Source organism: Actinoallomurus sp. NPDC052274 (genome assembly GCF_040679475.1).
Classification (GTDB): domain Bacteria; phylum Actinomycetota; class Actinomycetes; order Streptosporangiales; family Streptosporangiaceae; genus Actinoallomurus; species Actinoallomurus liliacearum.
Map to the genome: position 1 here is coordinate 131,711 of NZ_JBFAUT010000018.1, position 10,063 is coordinate 141,773.

The 10,063-nt window shown below is 74.3% G+C and carries 10 protein-coding genes and 2 pseudogenes; 8 read left to right on the forward strand and 4 right to left on the reverse strand.

What is annotated here, in order from left to right; translation table 11 throughout:
* Window positions 1-33: 33 nt before the first annotated feature.
* Window positions 34-336 (forward strand): annotated as a pseudogene (locus tag AB0K82_RS17970) (helix-turn-helix domain-containing protein); the annotation flags it as partial.
* Between the two features lie 67 nt (window positions 337-403).
* Window positions 404-637 (forward strand): annotated as a pseudogene (locus AB0K82_RS17975) (hypothetical protein); the annotation flags it as partial.
* Here the strand turns inward: AB0K82_RS17975 and AB0K82_RS17980 are convergent.
* Window positions 573-2,048, reverse strand: coding sequence for a glycoside hydrolase family 71 protein (locus AB0K82_RS17980; protein ID WP_364398141.1), 1,476 nt, complete (start codon window positions 2,046-2,048; stop codon window positions 573-575). The pseudogene AB0K82_RS17975 and the gene AB0K82_RS17980 sit on opposite strands and share 65 nt — an antisense overlap.
* Before the next feature lie 137 nt (window positions 2,049-2,185).
* Between AB0K82_RS17980 and AB0K82_RS17985 the strand changes: the two genes are divergently transcribed.
* From AB0K82_RS17985 to AB0K82_RS18010, 6 genes are all read left to right on the forward strand, one after another.
* Entirely contained in the window at window positions 2,186-3,097 is a 912-nt protein-coding gene (locus AB0K82_RS17985) for a MoxR family ATPase (RefSeq protein WP_364398142.1), read from the forward strand.
* Window positions 3,098-3,099: 2 nt separating this feature from the next.
* A complete protein-coding gene (locus tag AB0K82_RS17990; RefSeq protein WP_364398144.1) occupies window positions 3,100-4,200 on the forward strand; it encodes a VWA domain-containing protein in 1,101 nt (366 codons plus the stop codon).
* Window positions 4,193-5,290, forward strand: a complete 1,098-nt coding sequence (locus tag AB0K82_RS17995; RefSeq protein WP_364398145.1) for an XdhC family protein — start codon at window positions 4,193-4,195, stop codon at window positions 5,288-5,290. The genes AB0K82_RS17990 and AB0K82_RS17995 overlap by 8 nt, the downstream gene beginning before the upstream one ends.
* Window positions 5,291-5,456: 166 nt before the next feature.
* A complete protein-coding gene (locus tag AB0K82_RS18000) occupies window positions 5,457-5,597 on the forward strand; it encodes a hypothetical protein (RefSeq protein WP_364398147.1) in 141 nt (46 codons plus the stop codon).
* 62 nt (window positions 5,598-5,659) lie between these two features.
* Window positions 5,660-6,271: a nucleotidyltransferase family protein gene (locus tag AB0K82_RS18005; RefSeq protein ID WP_364398149.1), complete on the forward strand. Its 612-nt coding sequence runs from the start codon at window positions 5,660-5,662 to the stop codon at window positions 6,269-6,271.
* A 116-nt stretch (window positions 6,272-6,387) separates the two neighbouring features.
* A complete protein-coding gene (locus AB0K82_RS18010) occupies window positions 6,388-6,711 on the forward strand; it encodes a hypothetical protein (protein WP_364398151.1) in 324 nt (107 codons plus the stop codon).
* An 18-nt stretch (window positions 6,712-6,729) separates the two neighbouring features.
* On the opposite strand, the gene AB0K82_RS18015 is transcribed toward AB0K82_RS18010, so the two are convergent.
* From AB0K82_RS18015 to AB0K82_RS18025, 3 genes are all read right to left on the reverse strand, one after another.
* Window positions 6,730-7,926: an aldolase/citrate lyase family protein gene (locus AB0K82_RS18015; protein WP_364398153.1), complete on the reverse strand. Its 1,197-nt coding sequence runs from the start codon at window positions 7,924-7,926 to the stop codon at window positions 6,730-6,732.
* Window positions 7,927-8,140: 214 nt separating this feature from the next.
* Window positions 8,141-9,046 (reverse strand): aldose 1-epimerase family protein, encoded by a 906-nt coding sequence (locus AB0K82_RS18020; protein WP_364398155.1) that lies wholly within the window; start codon window positions 9,044-9,046, stop codon window positions 8,141-8,143.
* Between the two features lie 99 nt (window positions 9,047-9,145).
* Window positions 9,146-10,063: DUF2877 domain-containing protein (locus tag AB0K82_RS18025; RefSeq protein ID WP_364398157.1), on the reverse strand; the 918-nt coding region annotated here is incomplete at its 5' end.

Below are 10,063 nucleotides of genomic sequence, written 5' to 3' on the forward strand. Positions count from 1 at the left end.
TCGGTGCCCGGCCGGTGCGGTAAGGACTTAGGGATGGATCGGGATCTTCTCGCCGACTGCCAGACGCGGCTGGCGTTCGACCTGCTGGCGAACACCTGGAACGCCGTCGTCATCTACGCGCTGCGCCACGGGCCCGGGCGGCCGGTCGAACTGCGCAAGGTGATCGGCGGCATCAGCGGCAAGGTCCTCACCGAGACACTGCGCCGGTTGGAGGACGACGGCCTCGTCACGCGGCGCGCGTACGCCGAGGCGCCGCCGCGGGTCGAGTACGAGCTGACCGAGGCCGGTCGCGGCCTGCTGGAGCCGATCGAGGCGTTCGGCCGCTGGACCGAGGAGTACGCCGACGCGGTGGTGGCGGCTCAGGAACGCGCGGCTAACGAGCGCGCGGCTAACGAGCGCGCGGCTAACGAGCGCGCGGCTAACGAGCGCGCGGCTAACGAGCGCGCGGCTCACGAGCGCGCGGCCGTCCGCCCACCGGAGGACGGCCGACAGGCCGGCGACGCGAGCCGCCGGCCGCAGGACGCCGCACGGACCGGCGACGGGAACCGCCGCTCCGTGTCGGGCTCGGGAGCCTACCGGCCGCTGGTCACGCCGTAGTACTGCTCGTCCTGGACCTGCGGCTTGGCGGTCACGGTGAACGGCGAGGCCACCTTCGCCGTGACCGCGCCGTTCCGCGTCACCGAGACGCTGTTCGTGCCCGCTTTCAGGGGGAAGGTCTGGACGTGCAGACCCGCCGGCGCGCTGTACGTGTGGGCGGTGCCGCCGATCGTCGCGGTGACCGTCGCGGCGGCGGTCAGCATCGTGAGCACCTCGACCTGGTCGCGGGCGGGCGTGCTGCCCGAGCGCAGCGTCATGAGCTTGGTCTCGGCGAACGTCGGCTTGGCCGCCGCCGGCTGGACGCGGTGCGTGACGTACACGACGTCCTTGGTGATGGTCGGGTACTTCCCGGTCTTCAGCCGGGTGAGGTAGTACGACGACAGGTCGAGGTAGGTCCACCCGTGCTTGGCCGAGGGCGAGAGCTGCGCGCCTTCGGAGTAGTCGTTCCAGGTGGGGATCTGCACCCAGTCGGCGCCGTTGATCGCCGCGTTCCAGGTGACCCGGAGGTTCTCGGTGTTGCCGGCCTCGTCGTACTTGCCCTGGTTCGGCCGTTCGTCCTGGACCGAGACGGGCTGCATCCATTTCTTGCCGAGCTGATGCGCCTTGGTGATGTTCGCCGCCAGGCCCGTGTTGGCGGCCGGGTTCCGGTTCCCCCAGTTGGAGAAGCCGTAGCTGATCGGGGCGAAGGCGCTCGCGTTGGAACCGAAGTTGAGGAAGCAGGGGACGAGGGCGATCTCGATGCCGTACTTGTCGCGCATGGTGGTCATCCAGGACGACCACCACGCCGCGGTCTTGCCCTCGGCCTTGAACGGCGAGACGACGAGCCGCTTGTCGGCGAGGCGGTAGACGGCGGGCGACTTGGCGACGCTCGCGACGGCGGCCGCGAGCGTGGCGGCGTCCACGTTCGCGAGGCCGTTCATGTCGGGCATCAGAACGATCTTGAAGCCGGGGTCGACCTGCTCGGCCGCCTGGATGAGCAGCTTGACGCGGGCCCAGTTGGGACTGGAGGAGCCGACCGACAGCAGGTCCACGGTGAAGCCGTCGAGACCGGCCGCGGCGGCGCGCCGGATCTCCGTCTTCATGTCCTCCAACTGCCAGTTTCCGCTGATCGGGGCGCGGCCGATCGGCCGGTCCCGCAGCAGCCCGCCGTAGGCCGCGTGCTTGCCGCTCTCACCGGTCGGCGACAGGTAGTTCCTCGTGTAGTAGTCGCTCGCCGCGTCCTTGTTGTCCAGGGAGACGGGATACGGCGTGAAGTAGTGCGCGAACACCTTGTGCCCGGAGGCACGCAGGACGCTCTGGGCGGGCAGCTGGAACGGCAGCGGCCCCGTGTTCGCCGCCGCGCCGGCCGCGGTCTGCGACGCCCGCTGCGCCGGCGAGCACGCCGTCGTGGCCATCCCCACCGCCAGGAGCGCCGCCGCGGCGGCGCCCATCACCGGAGATCTCCAGCCCATCGAACGGCTCCTCACCATGGTCGCTCTTTTCATGATCATCGGAGCGTAGTGTGCACCGTCCATATATTCCGGCAGTTCCGACAAGACGGCTATTTCGGGTACGGTGCGCGATCCGGCGGGCGAAGTAGCCTTGAGGCGTGCCGCACCCCACGACGTCCCCGGCATCCGACCTCACCTCGCCGGCGGCCTTGAGCGAGGCCCTGAACCGGCATGCCTACCTCGCCGACGAGGGGCTCGCCACGGCCTGCTTCCTGAGCCTGCGCATGAGCCGCCCGCTGTTCCTGGAGGGCGAGGCCGGAGTCGGCAAGACCGAACTGGCCAAGACCCTCGCCACCGTGCTCGGCGTCCCGCTCATCCGGCTCCAGTGCTACGAGGGCCTGGACGCCGCGCAGGCGCTCTACGACTGGGACTTCCCGCGCCAGTTGCTGCACCTGCGCGCCGCCGAGGCCGCGGGCGTGACCGACGTGCAGCGGCTGGAGTCGGAGCTGTACGACCGGCGCTTCCTCGTCGCCCGGCCGCTGCTCCGGGCGCTGGAGACCTCCTCGGCGGAGCGGCCGAGCGTGCTCCTGGTCGACGAGATCGACCGCGCCGACGACGAGTTCGAGGCGTTCCTGCTGGAGGTGCTGAGCGACTTCACGATCTCGATCCCCGAGCTGGGCACCGTACGGGCCGAGCGCCCGCCCGTCGTCATCGTCACCTCGAACCGTACGCGCGAGGTGCACGACGCGCTGAAGCGCCGCTGCCTCTACCACTGGCTGGAGCACCCGGCGTTCGACCGGGAGGTCGCGATCATCCGGCGGCGGCTGCCGGAGGCGTCCGAACGGCTCGTCCGCCAGGTCGCCGGCGCGGCGGCCCGGCTTCGGGGGCTCGACCTGCTGAAGACGCCCGGGGTCGCCGAGAGCCTCGACTGGACCGAGGCGCTGGTCGCCCTCGGCGCCCGTGAGCTGGATCCCGACACCGCGGCCGGCACGCTCGGCGCCGTCCTGAAGTACCGGGAGGACACCGAGCGCGTCGCCAAGGGCCTCGACGCGCTGCTCGACGGGTCCTGACGATGGGCGGGCCGCGCGACCTGGTCGAGACGCTGACCGGCTTCGCCCGTACGCTCCGCGCCGCCGGCGTGCCCGCCGACCCCGAGCGGCTCCAGGCGATGATCGGCGCGCTCGACCGCCTCGACGTGCGGAACCCGCGCGACGTCTACTGGGCCGGCCGCCTCACCCTGTGCGCCGACCCGGCGGACCTGCCGCGCTACGACCGGTGCTTCGCCGCGTACTTCTCCGGCGAGTCCGCCTCGATGCGCCGCGTGTCCCGGTCGCCGGTACCGACCGCCCGGCCCGCCGCCGGGTCCGAGGGGGAGGAGACCGAGGGGAGCGGCGACCCGAGCGTGACGGCCGCCAGCGCGGCCGAGGTCCTGCGCAGACGCGACGTCGCCCGGCTCAGCGCCGCCGAGCGGGACGAGGTGCGGCGGCTCGTCGCGCTGCTCGACAACGTCTCGGCGCGCCGCCGCTCCCGGCGGTTCGCCCCGGCCCACCGGGGGCGTCTCGACCCGGGCCGGACGGTCCGCGCCATCCTCCGGCGCGGCGGGGAGATCTCCCGGCCGCACCACCGCGCGCACCGGACCCGCCCGCGCCGCGTGGTGCTCCTCATCGACGTCAGCGGGTCCATGAGCCCGTACGCCGACGTGCTCCTGCGGTTCGCGCACGCCGCCCTGCGCTGCGCCCCGCGCAGCACCGAGGTCTTCACGGTCGGCACGCGGCTGACCCGCGTCACCCGGGAACTGCGGCACCGCGAACCCGACGCGGCGATGGCGGCGGTGTCGTCCGCGATCCCCGACTGGAGCGGCGGCACCCGGCTGGGCGAGGAGCTGAAGGAGTTCCTCGACGAATACGGCCGGCGGGGCATGGCGCGCGGCGCGGTCGTCGTGGTGGCCTCGGACGGCTGGGAACGCGGCGACGCCACGCTCTTGGGCGCGCAGATGGCGCGGCTGCGGCGGCTCGCCCACCGGGTGGTGTGGGCCAACCCGCACAAGGCCCGGCCGGGGTACGAACCGCTCACGGCCGGGATGGCGGCGGCCCTGCCGCACGTCGACGACTTCGTGGCCGGGCACAGCCTGGCCGCCCTCGAGGAACTGGCGGGAGTGATCGGCGATGCGTGACGTCCTCGGCGAGGTCCGCCCCTGGTACGCGGCGGGAGAGACGTTCGGCCTGGCCACGGTCGTGGACACGTTCCGCAGCGCGCCCCGCCCGCCGGGCGCCGCCATGGCGGTGTCGGCCGCGGGCGAGGCCGTGGGCAGCGTGTCCGGCGGCTGTGTCGAGGGCGCGGTGTACGAGCTGGCGCGCGAGGTCATGGAGACGGGCCGGCCGGTGGTGCGGCGGTACGGCGTCAGCGACGACGACGCCTTCGCCGTCGGCCTGACCTGCGGCGGCATCCTCGACGTGCTGGTCGAGCCGGTCGGCCCGGCGACGTACCCGGAGTTCGCGGACGTCGCGGCGTCCATCGAACGGCACGAGCCGGTGGCCGTCGTGACGGTCGTCGCCGGCCCCCGGGAGACCGGCGCCCGGCGGATCGTCTGGCCCGACCGCGTGGCGGGCTCGCTCGGGCTCGACCGGCTGGACGCCGCCGTGGACGACGACGCCCGTGGAATGCTCGCCCAGGGCCTCACCGGCATCCGCCGCTACGGGCCGGACGGCGAGCGGCGCGGCGACGAACTGTCCGTCTTCGTGCACTCCTTCGCGCCCCCGCCGCGGATGCTGGTGTTCGGCGCGATCGACTTCGCCGCGGCGGTCGTCCGCGTCGGCAGGTTCCTCGGCTACCACGTGACCGTGTGCGACGCCCGCCCGGTCTTCGCCACCGCCAAGCGGTTCCCCGACGCGGACGAGGTGGTCGTCAAGTGGCCGCACCGGTTCCTGGCCGAGACGGAGGTGGACGAGCGCACGGCGATCTGCGTGCTCACCCACGACCCGAAGTTCGACGTGCCGCTCCTGGAGGTGGCGCTGCGCACCCCGGCGGGTTACATCGGCGCGATGGGCTCCCGGCGCACCCACGACGACCGGCTGAAGCGGCTGCGGGACGCCGGCGTGACCGAGGAGGAGCTCGCGCGGCTGCGCTCGCCCATCGGCCTGGACATCGGCGCCCGTACCCCGGAGGAGACCGCGGTGTCGGTGGCGGCCGAGCTCATCCGGCTCCGCTGGGGCGGCACCGGGCGCCCGCTCAGCGAGACGGAGGGCCGGATCCACGGGGAGTGATCCCCGCCGGGACCGGGCCGGGGGAATCCACGGCGGTCGTGCCACCGCGACGGATTCATGGGAGCTGGCCCCACCGTCCAAGAGTCGACCTGGCCCCACTGCGCGGGCGCGCGCCGGGGCCCAGACTCGGAAGAGTCCAGCCGAACGGGGAAGAAGGCCGATCATCATGTCGCAGAACGCCCGGAAGATCGTCGTGCGCCGGCTCGTCGTCGCCGCGTTCATCGCCGCGGCGGTGGCCGGAGGGACGGCGGCGGCACCGCACCACGTCGGCCACGGCGTGCTGCCACCCGTCGCCGGCCACCGCTGACGGATCCGCCGGGCTCCCGATCGGCACGTGACCGGGACCACGCCGATGGATACGCTCCCAAGGTGGGGATCAGACACGCGGGCGCCCCGGCCGGGCTGCTGCTGGCCGCCGGAGAGGGGCGCCGGCTCGGTACACCGAAGGCGCTCGTCGAGATCGGCGGGGTGCGGCTCGTCGACCGTGGGGTCCGCATGCTCCACGAGGCGGGCTGTACCCCGATCGTCGTCGTCACCGGCGCCGCCGCGATCGACGTGGCCGGCGCGGTCGTCGTCCACAACCCGGACTGGCCGACGGGCATGGGCTCGTCGCTGCGCGCCGGGCTGTCGGCGCTGGCGGCCGACTGCCCGGCCGTCGTCATCGCCCTGGTCGACCAGCCGCGGGTGACCGCGGCGGCCGTGCGCCGGCTCCGCGCGGCGTACGACTCCGGGGCGCGGGCGGCGGTCGCCACCTACGCGGGCCGACCCCGGAACCCCGTCCTCATCGCGCACGAGTACTTCGCGGAGGCGGCGGCCGGCGCCTCCGGAGACGTCGGCGCCCGCGCCTTCCTGCGCGCCCATCCCGAGCTGGTCGCCACCGTGCCCTGCGACGACGTCGCCGCCCCCGACGACATCGACACCCCCGAGGATCTCGAGCGCCTGAGCCGGCGGTGGAGCGGGGAGAGGAAGGCCGGAGCGTGAAGTCCCGGCTGTCAACCGGCGGGCTGACTCGCGCGTCATACTGACGCGCGGGGACGTGTACGGTCGGACAAGATCGCCGGGCCGGGGGCGCCGGCTGGAGAGGTAAGCAGCCCGCTATGACGTCTGCCTGGCCGGAGGAACCCGGCTACCACTGGGTGACGCACAACGACAGTGCCGCCTCCCACCTGCTCAAGGCCGAGAACGCCCTGGCGCGCACGCCCCCGGACACGGCGGCGGCACAGGTCCACGCCACCCTCGCCCAGGCGGAGGCGACCCTCGTGGTCGTCCACACGCTGCGCGACATCATGGCCAAGATGCGCGAGCAGACCATGGCGATCGAGGACCTGCGGCAGCTCATGGGGGTCGACGACCGCGGTGAGGACCGGCGCGTCGACGACGGCGTGCCGCTGCCCCGCCCGGGCGCGGTGGTGGACCGGTAGGGCGCCCGCCCCACCCGATCAGCCGATCAGGTCACGGACGTCGTCGCGGTCGACGGCGCCGCAGTCGACCGCGTGCCGCAGCCGGGCGGTCAGCGCCGCGACCGCCGCCGGGCCGTCGACGGTGGCGTCGGACCGCCCGGCGCGGTGGGCGCGCAGGCGGTCGAGGGTGTCGTCCAGGCCGCTCAGCAGGAACGCGTACACCGCGGCGTAGCGGCTCGGCAGCTGCGCGACCTCCAGGTCACAGCCCTGCTGGAAGCCGTGCATCAGGGAGTAGCGGACGAGCCCGGCGTGCAGTCGCCACGCCTTGTGCACGTCCTTGGTGTCCTCGCCGGCCGGGGCGATCCTCGTCGCGCCGTCCGACAGGCGGATGCCGGTGCCGGCGAGGGCCACCTGCATGACGTGGCGCGCGTGGTCGCAGGCCGGGTGGTCGAGCCGCTGCTCCGACGGGGGCAGCCCGCAGGCGGCCGTGTAGTCGTGCACGCCGAACTGCGCCGAGCTGAGCCGGTCACCGGCGGCGGACACGACCTCCGGCAGACGGGCGATCGACTGCGGGGTCTCGATCTGGATCTCGAGGCGCAGCAGTCCCTCCGGCAGGCCGATCTCCGCCTCGAAGCGGGTGAGGAAGTCGGCGAAGATCCGCACGTGCTCGGGCGTCACGATCTTGGGGAAGGTCACGACGAAGCCGCCCGGCAGCCGGCCGAGGCGCTCGGCCAGCCCGGTGAGGAAGCCGTCGAGGGTGCGCATGGCGCGGCCGTGCCCGCCGTCCGCGAACGACTTGACCCGCAGCCCCCAGTAATAGGGGAGGGAACGCGTCTCGTACGCCTGGGCGACCGCCTCGACGGCGGCGGCGACGTGCCCGTCCTCCTCGGCGTCGTCCCGGACGCCGTAACCGTCCTCGAAGTCGATGCGCAGGTCCTCCACCGGTTCGCGGGTCAGCTTCGCGGCGACCCGCTCCCGTACGGTCTCGGCCAGAGCCGCGTCGATGCCGAAGGCGCCCGCCGCCGCGGCGCCGTCCGCGACGTGCGTCTCGAGCAGCCGCAGCGCCTCCTTCCCCAGGTCGGCCGGGGTGGTGGCGGTGAACCGGTCGGCCGGGACGTAGAGCGTGTGCACCGGGCGGCGCTGGTCCGGCAGGCCGGGGTAGTGGCGGTCGTACTCCGCGCGCGCCTCCTCCACCCGGGCGCTCAGGTCGTCGACGGAGGACAGGGTCAGCTTCATGCAGTTCCTTCCCAAAGACACCGCGTCACACGTTACCGATCCGGGGCAGCCCGTCCGCGGTGATCGCTGACAGGCGGGCACCGGGGCCGGGGGAGACCTCCGGGGAGTGTGATCGCCGCCCGCGGCGGTCGGTTCGCGGGAACGGCCGGTCAGTGGCCGACGATCCTCCGGGCGTGATCGCCGCCCGCGGCGGTCGGTTCGCGGGAACGGCCGGTCAGCGGCCGACGATCCCCCAGGAGCCGCCGAACTGCGCGCCCGGCTCGAGCGTGATCAGGTCCGTCCCGGTGACGAACGCGTTGGGCGGGCAGGTCATCGGCTCGGCGCCCACCCCCGCCCGGCGCATGCCCCCGGGCGCCTCGTCGGCGGTGTAGATCTCCAGCCACGGATGCGCCTCGTCGGTCCACAGCGCGACCGAGCGGGCCCCGTCCTCCAGGCGCACCCACGCACGCCCGTCCGCGTCCCGGCGCAGGTCCGTGAACGGGTTGTCGATCTTCAGGTCTCCGAGGCGCCGCCCGTCGCGGAGGTCGTACGCGGTGCCGGCGACGTCCCGGGCCGCCGGTTCGGGGACGGCGCGCTCGTCGACCTCCAGGTACCGACCGGCGGGGATCGTCAGGGCGCACTCGTCCAGCGGGCGGCCGAGAGTGAGGTACGGGTGCGCGCCGTGCCCGTACGGCGCGGGCCGCGTGCCGGCGTTGTGCGCCGACAGGCGTACGGTCAGGCCCTGCTCGGCGTCGAGGGAGTAGTCCACGGTCAGGTTCAGCCGGAACGGATAGCCGCCGTGACCGAGGAGCCGGTACGTGAGGAGCACCCGGTGCGCCTCCTGCTCGGCGACCGTCCACGCGCCCTCGCGCACGAGGCCGTGGATGGCGTTGTCGAGCGCGCGCTCGTTGATCGGCAACTGGTACGTCGCGCCGCCGAACTCATAGCGTCCCCGGTCGATCCGGTTCGGCCACGGCACCAGCAACTGTCCCGAGGCCGCGGGCGGCTGCTCGTCCGCGTCGTGCGTGAGGATCAGCGGCCGGCCGTCCCTCGACAGCGCGCGCAGCGAACCGCCCTGCTCGGTGACGACGGCGGCGTACGGGCCGGCGGCGATCTCGTACTGGTTCCCGGAAAGTGTCATGGGTCGATTGTGGCCGCCGTTCCCCGGTCACGGCTCGCCGGGCGCGGGGGCGCCGGGATCTGGAGCGCCGGGGTCACGGTTCCAGGGGGCGGCGTCGTGTCACGGCTCGCCCGGGCGCGGGGTGCCGGATCGGCCGCCGCGGTCACGGCCGCTGAGCGCGAGGGCGGCCCGGCAGCCGGTCAGCAGGCCCCAGGCGACGTCGCTGCCGGAGGTGTGACCGACGTCGACGAGGCGGCGCGCGGCGGGCACGACGGGTTCCTGACCGGCGATGCCCCGCAGCACGGCGGCGGTCTCCACGCTCGCCTGCCCCCGCGCGGCGCACTGCAGCAGGGTCGCCGCCAGGGCGGTCGTGCGCTCGCACGCGTACGCGGTGACGGCGGCGCCGATCCAGTCGGCCAGCCGGACGGCCCGGCCCCCGCCGGGGACCGCCCCGCCCAGCAGGCGCAGTGCGAGCAGGAGGCCGGCCAGCGCGTCGTCGCCGCTCGGCGTCAACCCGGGTCCCAGACCGACGATCCGTTCCGCCGCGTCGACGGCGTGGGCGAGGTCGCCCGCCGCGCAGCTGTCGGCGAGAACGTCCGGCATCGGATGCCCGCTCAGCCCCCAGGGACCGGCGAGCTCACCGAGCGCGCGGGCCCCGTGCGCCAGCCGGGCGAGCGACAGCGGGCCGAGCACCGGGGTGGGATCCCACCAGCGGCGGATCCGCACGCGGAGCCGGGCGGCGACCTCCACGCCGCCGTCACCGACGAACGCCACGTCTCCCTCGCGGACGCCGCGGAACGGCTCCTGCCGGGCCGGCGCGGCCAGGACCACGGCGTTCGGCGGCCGGACGGCGTCCGTGGTGACGAGCGCGACGACGACCGGCTCGGCGGGCCCGTCCACCCTCAGGTACGTCGTGGCGGGGAACACCGCGACCGCGCGGGCGCTCCCGCCGCCCCCTACCAGGGCGCTCCGCAGCAGGGTGGCGGCGGGTTCCAGGCGCCGTACCAGAACGCGCCGAACCAGGGCCCCTACCAACAG

What these genes read in the sequence shown, in the direction of transcription:
- AB0K82_RS17980 (WP_364398141.1), bottom strand. Translation starts at nt 2,048, where the DNA reads ATGGGCTGGAGATCTCCGGTGATGGGCGCCGCCGCGGCGGCGCTCCTG.
- AB0K82_RS17990 (WP_364398144.1), top strand. Translation starts at nt 3,100, where the DNA reads ATGGGCGGGCCGCGCGACCTGGTCGAGACGCTGACCGGCTTCGCCCGT.
- AB0K82_RS17995 (WP_364398145.1), top strand. Translation starts at nt 4,193, where the DNA reads ATGCGTGACGTCCTCGGCGAGGTCCGCCCCTGGTACGCGGCGGGAGAG.
- AB0K82_RS18000 (WP_364398147.1), top strand. Translation starts at nt 5,457, where the DNA reads ATGTCGCAGAACGCCCGGAAGATCGTCGTGCGCCGGCTCGTCGTCGCC.
- AB0K82_RS18010 (WP_364398151.1), top strand. Translation starts at nt 6,388, where the DNA reads ATGACGTCTGCCTGGCCGGAGGAACCCGGCTACCACTGGGTGACGCAC.
- AB0K82_RS18015 (WP_364398153.1), bottom strand. Translation starts at nt 7,926, where the DNA reads ATGAAGCTGACCCTGTCCTCCGTCGACGACCTGAGCGCCCGGGTGGAG.
- AB0K82_RS18020 (WP_364398155.1), bottom strand. Translation starts at nt 9,046, where the DNA reads ATGACACTTTCCGGGAACCAGTACGAGATCGCCGCCGGCCCGTACGCC.